This is a genomic window from Cryobacterium sp. MP_M3 (genome assembly GCF_015752155.1).
Taxonomy (GTDB): domain Bacteria; phylum Actinomycetota; class Actinomycetes; order Actinomycetales; family Microbacteriaceae; genus Cryobacterium.
Genome location: NZ_JADOVI010000022.1, coordinates 17,224 through 35,269, shown reverse-complemented (window position 1 = coordinate 35,269; position 18,046 = coordinate 17,224). Strand labels below are relative to the sequence as shown.

At 63.2% G+C, this 18,046-nt stretch carries 13 protein-coding genes; 6 read left to right on the top strand and 7 right to left on the bottom strand.

Annotated elements, in window-relative coordinates:
* Positions 1-120 precede the first annotated feature (120 nt).
* From IWX89_RS17060 to IWX89_RS17050, 3 genes are read left to right on the top strand one after another with little or no spacing between them, the layout of a single operon-like run.
* Complete coding sequence (locus IWX89_RS17060; protein ID WP_196904732.1) at positions 121-909, top strand: ABC-three component system protein; 789 nt, start codon at positions 121-123, stop codon at positions 907-909.
* Positions 902-1,132: an ABC-three component system middle component 6 gene (locus IWX89_RS17055; RefSeq protein ID WP_196904731.1), complete on the top strand. Its 231-nt coding sequence runs from the start codon at positions 902-904 to the stop codon at positions 1,130-1,132. Before IWX89_RS17060 ends, IWX89_RS17055 begins: the two co-directional genes overlap by 8 nt.
* Entirely contained in the window at positions 1,132-2,856 is a 1,725-nt protein-coding gene (locus IWX89_RS17050) for a DUF2326 domain-containing protein (RefSeq protein ID WP_196904730.1), read from the top strand. The genes IWX89_RS17055 and IWX89_RS17050 overlap by 1 nt, the downstream gene beginning before the upstream one ends.
* Before the next feature lie 349 nt (positions 2,857-3,205).
* Here IWX89_RS17050 and IWX89_RS17045 read toward each other — a convergent pair whose 3' ends face one another.
* Positions 3,206-4,357, bottom strand: a complete 1,152-nt coding sequence (locus IWX89_RS17045; protein ID WP_196904729.1) for a hypothetical protein — start codon at positions 4,355-4,357, stop codon at positions 3,206-3,208.
* 5 nt (positions 4,358-4,362) lie between these two features.
* The gene (locus IWX89_RS17040) at positions 4,363-4,620 is read right to left on the bottom strand and encodes a hypothetical protein (protein WP_196904728.1); all 258 of its coding nucleotides are present in this window, start codon (positions 4,618-4,620) and stop codon (positions 4,363-4,365) included.
* 393 nt (positions 4,621-5,013) lie between these two features.
* On the opposite strand from IWX89_RS17040, the gene IWX89_RS17035 reads away from it, so the two are divergent.
* The 3 genes from IWX89_RS17035 (at position 5,014) to IWX89_RS17030 (ending at position 6,907) form a co-directional block, all read left to right on the top strand.
* Complete coding sequence (locus tag IWX89_RS17035; protein ID WP_196904727.1) at positions 5,014-5,532, top strand: hypothetical protein; 519 nt, start codon at positions 5,014-5,016, stop codon at positions 5,530-5,532.
* Complete coding sequence (locus IWX89_RS18840) at positions 5,529-5,663, top strand: hypothetical protein (protein ID WP_255548644.1); 135 nt, start codon at positions 5,529-5,531, stop codon at positions 5,661-5,663. Before IWX89_RS17035 ends, IWX89_RS18840 begins: the two co-directional genes overlap by 4 nt.
* Positions 5,664-5,857: 194 nt before the next feature.
* On the top strand, positions 5,858-6,907 hold the full coding sequence (locus IWX89_RS17030; RefSeq protein ID WP_196904726.1) for a hypothetical protein: 1,050 nt from the start codon (positions 5,858-5,860) through the stop codon (positions 6,905-6,907).
* Positions 6,908-7,019: 112 nt separating this feature from the next.
* Here the strand turns inward: IWX89_RS17030 and IWX89_RS17025 are convergent, their stop codons facing one another.
* The 5 genes from IWX89_RS17025 to IWX89_RS17005 form a co-directional block, all read right to left on the bottom strand.
* Entirely contained in the window at positions 7,020-7,349 is a 330-nt protein-coding gene (locus IWX89_RS17025) for a sulfate permease (protein ID WP_307836614.1), read from the bottom strand.
* Positions 7,350-7,554: 205 nt separating this feature from the next.
* Positions 7,555-11,088: a MobF family relaxase gene (gene mobF / locus IWX89_RS17020; protein WP_231383441.1), complete on the bottom strand. Its 3,534-nt coding sequence runs from the start codon at positions 11,086-11,088 to the stop codon at positions 7,555-7,557.
* A gap of 383 nt (positions 11,089-11,471) precedes the next feature.
* Positions 11,472-13,415: a helicase HerA domain-containing protein gene (locus tag IWX89_RS17015; protein ID WP_196904724.1), complete on the bottom strand. Its 1,944-nt coding sequence runs from the start codon at positions 13,413-13,415 to the stop codon at positions 11,472-11,474.
* 2 nt (positions 13,416-13,417) lie between these two features.
* Positions 13,418-14,884, bottom strand: a complete 1,467-nt coding sequence (locus IWX89_RS17010; RefSeq protein ID WP_196904723.1) for a hypothetical protein — start codon at positions 14,882-14,884, stop codon at positions 13,418-13,420.
* A 2-nt stretch (positions 14,885-14,886) separates the two neighbouring features.
* Complete coding sequence (locus tag IWX89_RS17005) at positions 14,887-18,042, bottom strand: DEAD/DEAH box helicase family protein (protein ID WP_196904722.1); 3,156 nt, start codon at positions 18,040-18,042, stop codon at positions 14,887-14,889.
* Between the last annotated feature and the right edge of the window lie 4 nt (positions 18,043-18,046).

The window sequence follows — 18,046 nt, the reverse complement described above, 5'->3', positions numbered from 1 at the left end:
TGGGCAGATCTGTTGGCCATGAGTGGGCAGTTTTCATGGCCACCAGCGGGCATTTCTACTGGCCGCCAGTGGGCAGATCGGATTGGCCATTGACATCCGTCCGCTCGGTAGCCTGACTGTATGTCGTCGACGACCACCAGAGATCGCGTGCCCCAGGCGCAGGAGAAGGTCGTCATCGCGCGCAGCGGCAATCGGTGCGCCTACCCCGAGTGCGGTGTCGAACTTACTCTCGACCCCCAAGCGGCCGGCGACCAGCCGAAGGCTGTCGGCAAGGTGGCCCATATCGCGGCCGCCAGCCCAGGAGGCCCTCGCTACGACGAGGCAATGCGCCCCGAACAGCGCGGTTCTGCCGACAATCTGATCTATCTCTGTGGCCCTCATCACGACGCCGTGGACGCCCAGCTTGAGCACCACACTCTGGAGTTCCTCGTTGACGCCAAACGACGTCATGAGGAGGCAGTTGCTCGCGCGGTGAAGACCGCATTGGGCGGAGTCACATACGAGGAGTTGAGCGTCGTGTGCGGCGTGATCGCCAGCGCACCGAGTGCAACGCAACCGACGGACGTCGGACTGGCGCTTCCGCTACAAGAGAAGATCGAGCTGAACAAGCTGGGGCCGACATCGGTGCTGCGCATCACCGCCGGGCTATCGCAGGCGGCGCGAGTCGGCGACTTCATCGCCTTTCAGACCACAACTGCTCCAGCATTCGGACGAAGTCTTGTCAGCAGGTTCAAGAGTGACTACTTCGCGGCGGAAGCCGAGTCGCTGGAGCCCGATGCGATCTTCGACTATCTCGTTGAGAAGGCGTTCGAGAACGCAGGTCCCCGCGGTACTCCCGAGGTGGAAGCCGCTGCACTGGCAGTAGTCGCGTACCTGTTCGAGATTTGCGAGATCTTCAAACGTGAGTGAGGTCTACCCGGACAAGTTCACGCCCGTCGAGCGGACGGTGGTTGGTGAAGCCGCCTCCTTGCTCCTGTCGCTCGGTCAACGCAGCCTTACCATCGGACGACTCTTCCTAGAGCACAAGCAAGCCGTGCCCACAGCAACGTATGACTCCTTCGTGACAGCGCTGACCTTGCTCTATGGCGCAGGCGTGCTCGACTACAACGACCAGATCTTGAGAGCCAGCTAATGTTCATTCGCCTCAGCGCTAATCGTGATGAGTTCAAGACGATCGAGTTCAAACCAGGGTTCAACGCGATTGTGGCTGACCGAGCAAGCGACTCCACGGAGCAGGACAGCCGGAATGCTCGTGGCAAGTCCACGATGTTGATGCTGCTGAACTACGCGCTTGCCGGATCGCTGCACCCGAGCCTGGCCCCGCTCGCTGATGATGGGTGGGAGATCTCACTGACGCTGGAGATGTTTGGTGGGGAGATCACCGTGACCAGGCCACTCCTGCGCGGCACCAAGCTCCGCGTATCGGCTCAGGGCGATGCGCGGAGTGCGATCGACCCGTGGCTGGTAGAAGGGCAAATCGCGGTCGCCGATTGGAAGGAAGTCCTCGGCCTCTCGCTCTTCAGGCTGGAACCATCTGAGCAAGAGATCACCGGAGGGCTATCTGTCCGCACGCTTCTCTCATACGTGATCCGCAGCGAGACGCCCAAGGACCCACTCAAGGTACTGGCACAGCAGCCTGCAACCAGCAGTCGGCAACACGTCGCATTTCTCCTTGGGCTCGACTGGACGGTCGTTCACGAGCTGGCGAACGTCAAGAAGGGGCTCGATCAGCTCAAAGCGATCACGGCGGCGACGCGCGACGGGCTCGTCTCGATGCTACGCCCCGAAGATGAACTTGTCCTCGAACGGGCCTCACTCAAGAACGAGGTTGACGAGTGGGAGTCAAGGATCGCGGGGTTCCGAGTCCTCGAAGATCCGAACTCGCTGGTCGATCGGACCGACGCGCTCACCGCCCGCATCTCCGCCCTACGTGACGATGCCGTGGTTGACCGACGCATGCGAGAGCTGTACCAAGTATCGCTTGCTGATGCCCAAGAACCGACGGCTCAGACCTTGCCGGTTGAGCAGTTGTTCGAAGCCGCGGGCGCGGTTCTGGCAGACGGCTTCAAGCGCCAGATTGATGATGTCCGAGCTTTCCACTCTGCGCTCATGGCCAACCGTCGTACCTTCCTGCGGAGTGAGGTCGAGACCCTCGATGCCCGGATCGCCGAGCGCGCGAGTGAGTTACGGCAGCGCGATGAACAGCGCGATGCGCTTTTGCGCACTCTGGATGCGGGAGGGGCGCTCGAAGAGCTGCACTCCATGCGCAGTGAACTCGCTGACGTGCAAGCGAGGACCGCCGCAGTCGATCTCCAGATCGAGCAGGCACGGGAACTCGTCTCTCGCCGCGAGGAGTTGAAGCTCGAACAGTCAACCAGGCGCAACGATGCGACCCGCGAGCTGACGGCATCGCGCGACAAGCTCGACCGCATCAGGGATCGTTTCAGCCAGAAGATGAAGCAGCTCTATGGCAAGGACGCGGCACTAACGGTGGCTGTGGACGACAGCGGCTACAAGTTCACCCTTCGCGCGACGGGCTCCGGGAGTAGTGGCGTCGACCGTATGATCCTGTTCTGCTTCGACCTCACCATGCTCGAAGAAGGCATATCGACCGCACACCACCCCGACTTCCTCGTCCATGACTCGTCCGTTTTCGACGGCGTCGATCCGAGGCAGCGGGCAGGTGCTCTCCAGTTCGCTCGACAGATGGTGGAGACCACCGGCGGGCAATACATCTGCACGATCAACAGCAACGACGTTCCTGACGAGGTGCTCGGCGAGCAGTGGTTCAAGGATGGGATCGTGCGCACGGTCCTCGACACGGAGACTGGTGGGCTCCTCGGGCGAGAATTCTAGGTCACACTTCGTTCGGGCCCGGGCTAGGTAAACCCTTCCGTCAAAAGAAGAGCGTCGGCGCGTCGTACTGCGATGCGTGCTTGACGCCGAACGCACCGAGGGGCTCAGCCCAGCCAAGAGCGGCGGCGGACGTAGTCGCCGGATGAGCACCGCCTTCACGCCGCTCCCTCCCCCGGAGAGTTGCGACCGAGTGCGGTGCGGGAGAGACCTCAACCGGGATAAGGGGGTCGTTTCGCGCTAGTCCAGAGTCCGGTTTTGCGGAACGGATATCGCCGCGCGGCGGGCTGGGTGGTCGAGGGTCGCTGATCAGTGAGACCCGCCAGTGAGCTCGATGCATTGACCATGGGGGTCAAAGAGTGCGCGTGCTGGGGTCGCGATACGTAGCCGCCCTGCGGTGCGCACCGAAGTGGTCTGGCTCGGCTGGTCGCTGGCGTTCGTCGCTGATGATCGGCTGGGCGCGCGCTATCGCAGTGGCGCGAATGGCATTGAGTCGTCGCTTGATGTCCGTGTCGACTTCGGCGACGAGTCGTCGCTCTAGTTCGGTCCCAGCCTGCAGGGGTGGCCGGCCTCGTAGCTGGCGTGCGATGGAGTCCATCCGGATCTCTTCGCGGAGTCGGGCCTCGTGACGGTGTCGATGGGTATCGAGCAATCTCGGGCGCTCCTGCAGCACTTCTTGAGCCTGCCGATCCATCTGAACTTTCAACCGGTTCAGGGCGAGTATGCGTGGGAAAACCTCCGGCATCAGATCTGGAGCGTTGAAGTACGCTCGCCGGGCCTGCCCGACACTGGCAGGAATGTTTGAGACCTCATAGGGAAGTTCCGCCGCGATGCGGCCACGCTCCTTCACCGAACGTACCCGGGCGAAGAACTCGTCAGCGGCGGCGGAGTTCGCGCGACGATCGCCTGCGTAAACGCGCTGGATCCTGCGCGGTGGCAGGCCAAGCTTTTCGAGTCGGCGACGACGGCGAGCTACTTCGCGTGATCGTGCTCTTTCGGCCTCGAGGTTGTTGTTGTACCGTTCGCGGAGTGCTTCGGGGTTGGCCTCGCGACGTCGCGCCGCGGCGAGCCGGCCCTTCTCCCGGACCGTCTCGGCGTTCTTGTCGACGTACCGCCTTCTGGCCTCGACAGCATTGGCGCGGTATCGCTCGGGGTGGCGTTCCTTGTAAGTGCGCTGGTATTGCCGCACCTTCTCGGGACGCTCCCGCCGGAACGCCGCCGACCGCGACCGCTCCTGTTCTCGGTTCTCCGCATGCCAGATACGGGCCTTGGCGTTCTTGGCGTTCCTGCGCCGGGCACGTTCTGCCTGGCGCCCCATTGAGAGCCGGTTGAGTTCGCGTCGACGGTCCGGGTTCGCCTCGTTCCATTCGCGCTTCTTCTGCGCCCGATACTCGCGGTTCGCTTCACGCCATCGGCGCGCCGATTCCCGCTTTTTCTCCGGGTCTTCCGTGGGTCGCCGCCGACTCGTCCCCTCAGGGAGAGCGGCGGGGTCTTGGCTGGCCACGTGCGCTACTTGCCGGCGTCGGGGACCAACCCATACACGCGGGCGGTGAGTTGCTGCCGGTGCGCGGTCGGGTCGAGGATGGTGCCGCTGATCAGGCCGCGCAGTTGCTCGAAGGCCTCGACATCCGCTGTCGTGTCCGCGAGACACCAGTCGACCTCGGTGGCGAGGTCGAAGCCGGGATCGTCGGTGCGGATGTCCGGGTAGTACATCATCGCGAGGATGCCCACGCGTTGCAGGATCGAATCTGCCTGTTCGAGTTCCATGTTGTGCCTTCCGTTGGGGTCGCGGCGCACCGTAACGCGTGACGAGGGGGCCAGACTCCCCCGTCGGCGCGTCTGTGCTGATACCGGATCGCTAAGTAGGTGCACGGCGGGGTTGCGCAGGCTCTGCGCGACACCGGATGCGCGGACGGCGACGAATCGACTTACCCTGCGGCGGTTGCCGGTACTTCGTCCGTCATATACACAGCCGCGCGCAGCACCGGTTCCCTGCCGGACAGGAACTTCACGCCGTGTTGTCGGTCGGTCTCGAGAGTGTGAGGGGGCACCTGCGTCGCAGGAACAGCCGAAGGGGCGAGGAAGACATGGGTGCAGGGACGGATGCAACGACTGCGCGGCGACGAACAAATGTCGGACGCTTCCCCTAGGGTTCTTGCCATGAGCCCGAGGTCGACCGAGCAGCCTGAGAGTGCACGCCTGTTGCGGATTCAGGCGCTCTCAACCGAGCTCGATGCACAGCGACAGTTCGTAGTCGATCGCGGCAAGACCCAAGAGACGAAGGCATCGTTCGTCCTGGTTGCCGTTGGACTGGTCGCGGGCATCTCGTCGCCGCGGCTCGCAGACAGTCCGTTCTGGGCGATAGGCCTTCTGCCGATTGCCATAGCATTGGCTTCCGCAACGATGGCTGTGCTGGTGCTCTGGCCGCGCTCGGTGAAGGTGGTCCACGCCGAGAACCTCATTCTCAAGTGGGTGGACAGCACGGAAACCCAGGAGGCGCTTGAGGACTACTTGCTAGAGTCCAAGAAGGACGAGATCAAGTCCCGCGACGAGAAGTACGAGAAGGCGACGCCCCATCTCAAGTGGGCATTCTGGTTGCTGCTCGTCAGTGTCGGTGTACTTTTCATCGTCGAGATTGTGAATGGCTTCATCCAATCCCAACCAGGAGTTACACCATGAGTGACAACCAGACCCCGGAGGCTCAATCGGCATCAAACGTGTCATCGCCGCCCGAGCGGCCAAACGTCGATGCGACCATGCAGGTCCTCTACGCCTCTGACCCCAGCATGCTCGAAAAGAGGGTCGAGTGAGCGACGACGAGAACCCCACGCCGCCCCCGCCACCCCGTCCAGACACCGGCGACACCTTTAAGCGCATCCAAGAGAGTGGTGGTAGCCGACCTCGCCCCGGCAAGGACGAAGGCTCACCGTAGCTCCGTGCGCAGGAGTCGATACTCTCGACGGCCAATGCAGAACGACTGTAGTACTAGGTGGTGGCGTAAGCGATGAAGCGATCCGCGGAGATTGCGGCACAGGTCTTCACCGCCCGGGATGCACTCGCCAGAGACACCCCCGAAGATCTGCGGGTCGCCTATCTGCTGCTAGACAGCGCTGCCGAGACGCTCATGGTGAGGGCGGTCAAGAAGGTGTCTTGGTACCTGATGCGACCCGATGCACCTTGGTACGTGAAGAAGGACGAGCAGGTCAAGGTTGACTTTTCTGACTTCACGCAGACGGAACGCGAGAAGGCTGCACGAGGCGAAGGCCATGTGCACTGGATGTTCTCGAAGTCTCAGATCGGCAGCATCGACCGCAACTTCGATGACAAGCTGCGGTTCCTCGTCTGGAATGGAGATATGCCTTCTCATTTCGTGGGCGTGGTCTCGCGTCTCCACGAGTACAGGAACGAGATGTACCACCGCGAGGAGTCTCGGCCGAATGCCCTGCGAATCGTGGTGCATCTGTATGCCTGGATCATCGCCGAGATGCTGGACCGACTTCGTCCTGGCGTGACAAGCTACGGTTCCGATGCCGACGACTACATTCGACGCACTTACAAGCGGATGGGGATGCCTGCGCCTGCGCTTGATGATCGACTGCACTTCCTCTCACGACGGGTCGATATTCAATCCGACATGGCGGCGGCACTTCGCGAGGCACTGGAACTGGACGACGTTCCGGAGCTGATCGCGGACTACATGACGGATCGCACTCGTCGGACACACGGCCGGTTGGTATTTGTTGCTGAGTTCATGGCCGAAGAGAAGCAGACCAAGTTCACCGAAATGGATGCAGTGCGGATGGCCTACGAGTCGTGGGTCGACCGGAACGGGAACGGAGCGGTTCAGCAATCACGACTTGCGACTCGTGCCACGATCCGTAAGTGGGACGAATGGCCAGACACGACACGTTCGTGCTCGAACCCGATCGAGGCGTTCCGCTCACTCGCCGAGTTCGAGGCGGAGTTCGAGGACTTCGAGCGAAGGGTCCAGGAACTGGCTTTTGCCGTTGACGGCGAGATCAACTTCCGTATCGACTACGCCAAGGGCAAGTAGACCTCGCTTTGCCGTGGCTCTCCCTGCGCCTGGGTATCAAGATCCGCAACTGTGCGCGAGGTGGCACAAGGAACGTGCAATCATCGCTCCAGCGCGGCAAGCGCGCCGGGGGTCAGTCTTTGATGGAGTGCGTCAGCGGCCCCATCTGTCGATCCGGCTCGTAGCTCGCGAGGTCGCGCCCGTATTCCTTGCGCGCCCGGCGCTCGGCGAGCCGTACGCGCAGGAGCAACACCAGGTTGATCGGCCCGTTGACGAGAAACTTCAGCGCGTTCCAGACGAAGAGGAGCACGAGCAGGTTGCCCCAGCCGGGGCCGCCGTCGGCCACCCAGGTCGAGCAGAGCCAAGCGGCGACGAGGTACGGGACTGCGAGCAGCATGGCCGGCAAGCCCAACTTGAGGCCGCGGCGCGTGCGAAGCGAGTCGAGCAGGATGTTCGTTGGCATGTAGCGCCGCATGAAGCTGCGAACCCGAACGCTGAATACCCAGAGCAGTCGGAACATGATCCCGTCTCTCGTAAAAGCGTGTCACTCCGCCGAGGAGGTAGCCCGTAGATGAGCGCCCGGAGGCTGTCGCGTATGAACCTATGAGTTGTGACCGCTACCTCGAAATTCAGCGTACGCCTCTCCTGCGACAGGTGGAAGAGCCGCGTTACAGGCTCGGCGCTGCCGCCTTTGCAGCCGTGAGCGTCGGCGACTCCCACTCGGCGGTGTCGGCAGTGAGTTCGCGCGCGCAAACGAGCGCCGCACGCGCCTTGGAGGCGTCACCCTGCTGAGTCGCGGTGGTGGCCGTCGAGCCCAGCGCCGATCCGTCCGCGATCCCGTACCGATCGCGGTAGGCGGCGACGATGCGCGCCTCGCGTCGCCACTCCTGCGCGCGCTGCGGATCGCTCGGCTCGCCGCCGAGTTCGGCCAGCCACGGCGCTCCCCCGTGCGCCGCCTCGTCGACCAAAGCATTGGCTCTCTGCTCGATGAGCGCGCGGCGCTCGCGCAGTGCAACGCGCATGTCGGCCGCCATCGGGCCGACGGCAGGCGTGATGAGCCCAGCGATGGGTGGCACTGGCTTGCGGACGCGGCCCGCGCCGCGCGGGTCAGCGGTCGCTCGCGCTACTCGTTCGTGGAGCACCGCGGCGATGTCGTCCGCGTCGGCCACTCCACGAACGGCGACGACTCGTGGCAGCAGCCGGTCGACGTCGTAGCCGTCGGCTTCGGCTCGGCGCAGCTCCGCGCCGAGGGCGCCGAACGCCGTCGACGCGGTCGCCGCGTCGGCCTCCGCGCTAGACAGCCCGGATGCGAGGAGAAGCGCCGCCCACCGCTCCTGCTGCGCCGCGCCCGCGATGGTCTCGTATTCAGCGGCGAGCTGCGCGACCGAGCCCCAGGCATCCTGCTCAGCGGCGATGGCTTGGTGGGCCGACGGCTCGGCTCCGACATGCTGGAGCACCCCGTACAGCACCGAGCGCGCGGTCGCCTCGGTCGGATCTCCGGGGTGCTGTTTGCTGTGGTCGTCATCCGGCCGGTTGATCGAGACGTAGGCGGTGTTGGCCTGCCGCCCGCGGGTCATGGCGACGTAGAGGTTCTCGCGCGTCGTGCCCGGCTCGATGAGCGCGTGCGCGGTGTCGGTGGTGACGCCCTGCGCGCGGTAGGCGGTGACCGCGTACCCGAGTTCGACGTGCTCGGCAACATATCCAGCGGGAAGCACGATCGCCCCACCCCAGCGACGCCCCGCGCGGCGAACGGTCATCGCACCGTCCGCCCTCACTGCGGAGACGACCCAGCGGTCGCCGTTGCGCACCCAGTCGCGCCCGGCGCGGAGCGTGCGTTCGTTCCGGCGCGTCAACACCACGTCGCCGACGGATGCCGCGCTTCCGTCGTGAAGCGCGACTTCGGCGCTGGCATCGACATCACCGGCCAGCAGGAGGTCGGCGCGGGCTCGCTGGTTGAGCGCGGTCACCGCGTCACCGGTCTCGGCTATGAGGATAGAGGCAAGCCCATGCGCCCGGTCGCGTCGCCAGGCTGCGTAGGCGGCATCCGCCATCCGTTCGGCCTCCCCGCCGGTCAGGCGACCGTGCGCGTCGTAGGCATCAATAGCTGCGGGCTGCCCGTGCCTAAGTTGCAGTGACGCGGCCTTCTCCCAGACATGAACGAAGCGGTGCACGTCGGCCAGCTCGGGCACATCCTCGCGACTGGTGACGAGCATGGCGAATGCCCCGCCCGCGTCGACGGATTGCAGTTGTGCCCAGTCGCCGACGAGCAGCACCTTCGCGCCCGCGCGGGATGCGATGTCGGTGAGCCGGTCGAGCGAGAGCGTTCCGGCAAGCGATGCCTCGTCGATAATGACGAGCTGACCCTCGGTGAACGTGATGCCGTCGTTGCGGTAGTTCTGCCACCACTTCGCGGTGTTCTCGGTCGAGATCTCGAGGTCTTCGGCGAGTGCCTGCGCAGCGGTGGCAGACGGCGCGAGACCCACGACCGAGCCCGCACCGTGTTCGGATTCCCACGCGCGACGCAGTTCGTTCATCGCGGTGGTCTTGCCTGCGCCGGCCGGACCGACGAGCAGGTCGAGCACGCGACCGGAGGTTGCAATGGATTCGAGCGCCGCACACTGGTCTGCGCCAAGGGCGCGCCCACGCTTGCCTCCTGCGTGCGCGGCGCGCTCGTGGACTGAGCCCGTGATGACGGGGCCGCCGGTGTTGCGCGCGAGCGCAAGCAGCCGGTCTTCGGCGTCGAGCAGCGCGGTTGCGGAGTACCGGGCGGCGTTGCGGGGCCGGAAGACGCTCGTGCCGTCGCTGCGCTGGAACACGACGGGGCTGGTTGCAAGCTCGGGCGGGGTGAGGCGCAAAGACGCGCGCTCGGCCGCATCCGCAATCATCCCGACTATCGTCTCGCGGTCTTCGGTTGCGGTGAAGCGCCAGCCCATCGTCTGCCGCGCCGCCTCTGCGTACAGGTTCCAGCGCCCCCAGGTGGTGCGCTTCTCGCCGACGACCAACACCACGACTTCGCCGACGTGAGCGATCAGGTCGAGCGGCACGTCGTCCGAGCGCAGCAGCGCAGGGGCTTCCGCGTTGAGAACCTCGCGCGCCCACTCGGTTGCATCGCGCCCAAGCAGACGGCCGGCGCGGGTGCGCCAGTCGTTCGTCAGCTCGGCGAGCGACCGCAGCACCTTGTCGGGCCGGGTCGCCAGGGTCGCTTGCTGACGCAGCCGGATGATCGTTGTCTTCGAGGGCGCGTGCCCGTGGGAAGCGACGTACTCGGCGATCAGTCGGTCCTTCTCGATGTCGATGTGCCGCGAACGGGAAGAGAACTCGGTGAGGAGATCCTCCGGCACCGTGACGATCGACCAGACCGGGTTGCGGTCGGCATCGCGATCTCGCCGCTCCCACGCGACGCCGAGTGAGCGCGTCAGGTGGTCGGCAAACACCGCGTTGTGCAGCTCCGAGAGCGCGACGGTCGCCGAGTGCAAGGGGCGGCCGTCGAGCGAACGCCACTTGCCGTCGAACACGGTCTGCACTTTGTTGCTCACCACGACGTGCGTGTGCAACTGCGGGTCACCGGCACGCGAGTCGAAGTGGTCGAACGCAACCGCGATGAGGCCCGTGACATCAACCTGCGCAACCGCCCCGTCGCGCGAGGTAGCACCCGAGCGCGTGGCCGCAAGCTCGCGCTCCATGAACGCAACCACCTCCACAACCGCTGCATGATGCGCGTCGGCGATGGTCGCCTGCGTATCTGCATCCGCCACGGCCCAGAGCACGGATGCCGACTTCGGCAGCGAGAACGTGAAGTCGTACCCGGCGACTGCCCGGCGCAGCCCGCGCTCGGCTTCCTCAGCCTCGATGGCCGCGGTCGCCTCGGCCCGCTCGGCGATGCCAAGGCTCGAATCAAGCGCCGCGACGCGCTCGGCGATCCGATCGGCGATACTGACATACGACGGATACGCGCGACCGAGCGGTTTGCCGGCCACCGGGTCGAGCCCCATCCCCAGGAGCAGCTGGAGCTGTGCTTCGGATACGAGCGCTCCACCGGTGATCTCGCCATGGCCGAGAGATGCCAGCCCACTGCCGAGCCAACGACCGGGCGGCGTGCCCGCCTCGGCGTAGTAGCGGGTCAACGGTGTGGAGAGTGACCGGTCGCCGTCCGCCGCGGCGACGGTGCGGAGCAGATACTTGTACCCGTCGCCCGCGCTCATCACACGCATCGAAACTGACACCGGGCACCGCCTTTCCTCTGCCAGAGAGGTGGGCGGCTGAGCCCGCGTCAGCGGGCGCGGCCCCTCGATCTGCAAGACGTGTATCAGCCGGTTCGTCGTCGGCCGAACAGTCAGACGAGGACCCTCCGGACGATAGCCAAGTCGCGGGTACGGTCGCGCACAATCTTGTCGGCTCGCACGGTGAACTCGGACTTGTGCATGACGCGCAACCGGATGCCGTGAAGCGGAATCAGCTCGGCTGTACATGCTGAACTCGCCCACGTCCACGACGGACAGCGAGATGACGCAATGCTCGCGTTTGGCGCGAGCACACTCACGATCATTGCTGCAACGAACTACTCAGGCTATTGTCGCGCCAACTTCTACGACCTCCTGGGTTGGGTAAGTCCCGCGGCCACAGCATCCTCCTCAGGGTGCCCTAGAACGGCACGAGGGTTGTCTTCCTCAAAGGAGTCATCGTTGGCAAGTTCGATTGCGGGGTCAAGATCGACCACCACAGGCACTGAGGTACTGAAAGCGGGTCCGATGCAGATCGCCTGATAGCGCTTCAGGCTAGAGGCGACATCGCGGTACTCGGTACCGGCAACGGATTCGACGTACTGAAGGCTGGTCTCGTCGAGCGTTCGAAGAATGATGTAACTCTCGCACTGGGAGATGGCAGACTTACTGATGACGGCCGTGCGTTGGGAAACGAGCACGAAGTTGAGTCCATACTTCCGAGCCTGAAGGATCATGCGGCAACTCTCCGCAACGATGTCCGATTCGCCCTTCACTACTACGAAATTCCACTCAGGCAGAAATGAGTGCGCCTCCTCGATCAGGATGCTGCGGTGCCGCGGTGTACCTGCTTTATACTCCTGGAACGCCGCGGTCATCGCCGCCTTGATGAAATCGCGGGCTTGAGCGGCTGGTGACTTGCCGGTGGACGATCCAGCTGCGGGCTCGAAAACTGACTCGCCGTCGGTGGTGAGCCCAGCCGTGACATCCCATTCCGCCAGGCCGTAGCGGGAGCGGTACTCACCCGTCCCGTCCATCGCCACTGCGGTTCCACCGTTACCGAGCAGGTGGAGCACTCTACGCGCGATCGTGCTCTTCCCCATGCCCGACATGCCAAGGATTCCAAGATGGTGTCCACGCAAGCTTGAGACTGAGATGCCGATCGGGACCTGCGTGCCGGCTATGCGGCCGATCCGCTCGTAGCCATCCGGCAGATCGGCCGTCACCGTTGCCGCACTGAAAACAGGGGCAAAAGGGGACGGTAGCCGATAGTCAGGGACAATCCCCGCTGCATCCACCGTTCCGAGCAAGCCGGCTCGCGCGTGCTCCGCGATCACCGCCGAACCATCCCAGACCAACTGACGAAGGTCGAGCCCGCGCACCTGGTATAGGTACTTTCGCGACGATGCTGTATCTATCCAGTAGACGGTGTCTCCACGAGTGAGTGCACCGAAGGATCGCAGATCGAGGACTTTGTCTGTGGATCCATCAGCAGCCAGGCCGAGTGCCGGGCCATCGCTGCTATCGAGGAGCTCAACCTCAACTGGATCGCCGCTGGCTTCTACGACCTCGGTCCACGGCGACGACAGGGCGATCTGCACCCGGTTGCCGGACTTGTGCGCGAGGTTGCCGACGACAACTCCATTCGCTCGGCCGCGGCCTTGGACCTGAACAAGTTGCCCCGCAGTTAGGCGTGTCGTCGCCGAGACGAGCAGTAGGTTCGGATCGACCGCCGACTCGACGATGGTGAGTCCGCCGAGCCCTGGCCGCGCCGCGATGATCAGGCGATACCAGTCGGGCACGCTGATGGCGGTCGCGATGAGCACGCCGAGGGCTATGAGCGCTGTCGTCGGAAGCGTGCGATCTGTCACACCACGGATGAGTTCGATCGTCACAGCGGCGAGACCGAGCCAGACCGGACGACCAAACCTGGTCGCCACCCACCGGGCAGCCTCCCCCGCAGGCCCTATCTGCAGCACCATCGCGATGATCGCCGCGACGATAACGACACCAGCGAGAGCGAAGTACGCGATCCACAGAGGCTCGACATCATGCTGATTCGCGGCGATACCGGCAGCGAGGCCGCCCACGCCATACAGGAGGGCTGCGATAGATCCGGTGTAATACGGTTCCGCGACTGCCGCGGTTATTGCGGTTATTGCGGCCGTCCAGAACCACCACTCCGCCAGCGGATTGATGCCCGCCGCGAGTGCGAATACGGCAAGCACCGCAACTGCGAGCACCGCCTGTCCAATGCGAATTCCGGAGATGACGCCTCGCCGCTTCGTCAAGCTCAGTGTTGCAGCCATGTCTACGCCCTTGATCCAGATGGCTTGTTGTCGGCGCGGGCGTCGATTACCACGATCGACTCCTCGCCGAGGAGCTTCAGCTCGCCGAGGATCGCGTCGACCTTCGCAACGCCCGCCGCCGTGTAGCAGACGATCATCTTCACTGACGTTCGGGTACCGTTGGCCTTCTCATAGATCTCAATCTGCTTCTGGAGGTTCCGTTTGAGGTGCGAATTGCTCGCCAGCTTCACCTCAATCAGAGACTTATCGAAGGCACCCTTACTCACCTTGAAATCGACGGGGCCACGCCCATTGTTGACTTCGCGATTGACGTCGTACTCGCTGCCGACGAACGCGAGCCCGAAGTAGAGCTGGACATCCTTTTCGTTCGAGAAAGCTCGCTCATGCCCAGGGCGATTAATCAGCTTGTAACCGTCTTGGTCTTCGATGTACTGCTTGAAGGACTTTGCCCGGAAGAGCGCCTCTGCATAGCTCGTTTGCGGCGTGAGATAGAACGATGTACGGGCAGAGAGGTCGGCAACTACCGCCTTGACCATTTCAACGAGAAACCCCTGCGTCTCTTCGCGTCGTTTGGCACTGAGTCCGATCGCCTGCTCGCCGGTGTCTTCCTTCTCCCGAATGTAGTAGTCGATGAGCTCGGGGTATCGCCGAAGCGTCGACTGCGCCGCCTGGGAGCGTTCTTCCTTCGTCGGCTCCTTGCTCAGCATGGAGCCGAAGTAGTTGTTGATCTGTGCTCGAAGCTGATCGTCCGGGACCGCATCTGGAAGGCGTGAGAAGCCATGGAGCATGTCCGCCCGACTGATCCAGGTGTCGTCACGGGTCAGCATGTCGGCGGGGGTTAAGAGCACGAAGTCGCCACGGAAAATGGGCAGTTCGTAGGTGCGCGTCGCCCACGTCTCTGTGTCGTAGTTGAACTCCGCGCGGGCCACGGGGAAGCGAGCTCGCTGGCCCTCAGAAAGGTGCTTCCGCGCGAAATCCTGCGTGTACCCAAGCAGGTACCCCTTGATCAGGTTTGTCGTAAAGTCACTGATGTTGTCGCGGCCCACTCCGTCCTTGACCAGCGCGAGCTTTTCCAGGTGGCTCCCCTTGGTGATCGTTTCCGAGCCGAAGGATTTGAGAATAGAGCCGAGCGAATCATGGAGTGCGCGTGCGAAGTCGTTTCCGAGCCCGCTACCCGAGTTTCCGAGCAGGGTGAAACCGAGCCAGTTCTGCTTGACCTCGCTGAACTTGTACCAGGCCTTGATCAGCGCCGGGCTCAGAGCGGCGCCCGCCCTATCCCGGAGGAACGTCAGGTACTTGATGATGTCTTCGTGGAGCGCCTTGTACTCGGGCCTCTCGCTGTTGAAGAGCAGGAACGGGTCCACGAAGAGCGGCAGGTCGGACGCGAGACTAATATCGAAGGCGCCGTACTCCTCAAGCGCTTCGGGCGTGACGCCAAAGTACTGGGTGAAGTACAACTCGATCGCCATCGCTACGCCCCAACGAGTTGTAGCAGCTGGTCGTAACTAGTGACGACGTCGTACTTGACACCAGGGGTGTCGGCCGCGTCATTGAGCTTCTCAAAGAGCTTGCGGGCACAGTCGATCTTTGCCTTCTCGGTGCCTCGGAGTTCGAGCGACGAGAGGGAGCCCTTCGTCTCTGCGACGAAGTAGACGTGCTTGACGGAACCCTGCATGAAGGCGATCGCCCAGTCTGGGTTGTAGTCGTCGAGCGGGGTCGGGATCTTGAAGCCGCGCGGGAGCTTCGTGTAAACGACTACCTCCTCGCTGACGTCGAGGGCGGCACCGAACGCCCGCTCGACTTCAGAGTCGTCGATGACGTACTCGTAAACGTTCCGGTTCGGAGTGTGAACGGCCCTCGACAAGTCCCGCGCGGTGAGGTCCTTCGTGAAAATCGAGGAGTCGTATCGGTCGTCGAGCAGGTCGTATTCAATGTGCTTGACGACGGCCGCAGCCTTCTGCTCGTTGATGAGTCGGGAAGCCTCGGCGATGAACTGCTCGGGGTTCTGGCGAAACTTCGCGAAGGTGGCCGGCGTGATGCTGCTCAGGATCGTCGCGCAAGTGCGACGAGTGAGCTTGGTGTTCTCGGCGATCTCCCCGAGCAAGTCGTAAAGGACCGTCGAGCTGGCACTGAGCGACGACTCCTCGACCTTCGTGCGCGCAACCTTGAAGCTCTCACCTGATTCGAGCTGGTCGGCCTCGATCACGTCCCGCTGAATGCCCTCGACGACGACGTACTGCATCCGTATGACCTGAAGCGAGGTGTCGAGCACGCGAATGCAGTTGTCGATCAACTCCTGTGAGTCGAACTCGACCTGGTAGACGGCCCGCCGATTGATGCGATTCCAGAGGTCTTGGAACTCCTGTTTGCTGAAGTTCGCCGTGTTCATCGGGACGACCTTCGACTTGCGTCCGTCATCGACCTTGGGCGCCTGGACGTGGAGCGAGTCGATGAGTTCGGCGACCTGGTAGAAGTATGGCTGAAGGGCGGGCGGGAGCGTTGGGATCTCGGGGAGATCTTTACGGCCGATCCACTTGTCCGTGAGTTGCTGGTCGTAGTCGACGAAGTCATGCTTGATGAGCCAGTGCTGCAACTGCTTCGCCTCGTCGAGTGTGATCTTGTGCTCGGTCCCGGCGGCCGCGTCGAGGAGGGCTGCTCCGACGAAGACCTCCGGGGTGGCCTTCCTGGGGCGCGCGCTGAGGAGGCTGAGCGTCTCTCGTTGGAAGCCAGCGACAAAGTCGACGTACGACTCCTCCGTTACCACGGTGAGCACGTTGATGTCATGCACCGTCACGGGGTTGTCAGTGCGGTCGCCGTTCTGATCAACAGACAGCCGAAGTCCTCGCCCGACCTCCTGGCGGCGCGAGTCGCCAGCGGTGGCCTTCTTGAGGAAGCCGAGGGTGAAGACGTTCGGGTTGTCCCAGCCTTCGCGGAGCGCCGAATGGCTGAAGATGAAACGCAGCGGGAAGTCGGGATCGAGGAGCTTTTCCTTGTCTCGCAGGATCGCGTCGTACGCCTCCGCATCCCTCGAGACACCTTTCGCCTCATCGGAGGCGTCTGAGGTGTCGCTGTCGACCCAACGGCCGGACTTCTTGTCAACGGAAAAGTACCCGTTGTGAATGTCTCGCACCGCGTCTCGCTCGAGGAAGGAGCGATATCGCTCCCCCGCCTCATCCAGGTCGAGTTCGCTCAGCCGCTCCGCCTTGAGCACCTCGTACTCTTCCTCGAAGACTCGGGCGTAGTCGCCGAGCCGATCAGGTTGCGCATAATCACGGTACTTCCCGACCTCATCGATAAAGAAGAGCGAAAGCACCTTGATCCCGAGTCCGAAGAGCTGCCGCTCTTTGTCGAGGTGGGCGCGGATCACTTCACGGACTTGCAGTCGTCGCTTCTGCTCGTCGGTGACGTCGTTCGTAACTTGGCCGACGGTGAGCGTTTGCCCATCGAGGAGCGTGACGATGTCGTTGTTCGCGTCGACGTCATCGATGACAAGGTCCTTGTACGCCTCGATACCGCCGGAGAGGTCGTGGAGACGCGACCCCTTCTGCACCTTGATCGTCTTCCGGACGATCGGCCCACTCTTGGTCTGGATTTCGAGCTCTAGGCGAGCTTTCGGGAAGTCGGCTCCCTTGCCGAGTTCGAGACCATCGATGTAAAGGTACGCACTGCTTCCCGCAAGGCCCTTCACGCTGATGCCGCGAGCCGCAATCTTCTTGACGAGCCTCTTGTTGTACGCATCGAGCGCGTCGAGTCGATGCACCTTGTTGTGCTCGATCTTGTGCGTCGCCGAGTACCGGAGCGCGAATAGGGCGTTGAAGCGTCCGAGCGCCTTCAGCGTCTCGCTCGGCTTATTCGGATTGCTGCCAAGGCGCTGCGGTTCGTCGATGATGAGGATGGGCTGGTTCGCGGCGATGACGTCGATCGGGCGTCGGGACTTGAATCCATCGAGGGTCTTGAACATCTTGAGACCCGCTGACTTGCCCTTGCTATCAACATCATCGCCGGCCTTCTTCGCATCGCGGTTGAAGTTCTGGGCATTGATGATCATTACCTGGATGCCATCGTCAGACGAGAACGTCTCGACCTCCTCCATGTGGTCAGAGTCGTAGACGAATGCTCGCGCCTGCCTCTTGTACTCGACGAGGAAGTGGTCAGCAGTGATCTCAAATGACTTCTTGACCCCTTCCCGGATAGCGACGCTCGGTACGACGATGACGTACTTCGACCAGCCGAACTGGCGGTGAAGTTCCATGATCGTCTTGATGTAGACGTAAGTCTTGCCTGTGCCGGTCTCCATCTCGATGTCGAGATTCAGATTCGCTGCCGGGCTCAGAACGAGTCCCGACGACAGCGCGAGTCCGCCCGTGCGGCGCTGCACAGCGTGGATGTTTTCGAGCAGCTGGGCGGGACTCAGCGCAAGGTCGGTGTTGCGAAGACCCGACTGTGCAGCAGCTTCATCGACACCGTGGCCGAGCTCGGTGTGGGCCTTCCGGCCGAGTGTCCGACCCGGGTCGATCTTGTATTTGATTCCGTCAGCGAAGGGCTGACGGTGGACTGCACGGAAGCAATCGACGACCGCGTCGACCGCGGTGGTCTGATAATCCTGGATCTTGAACTGGAGCTTCATCCGG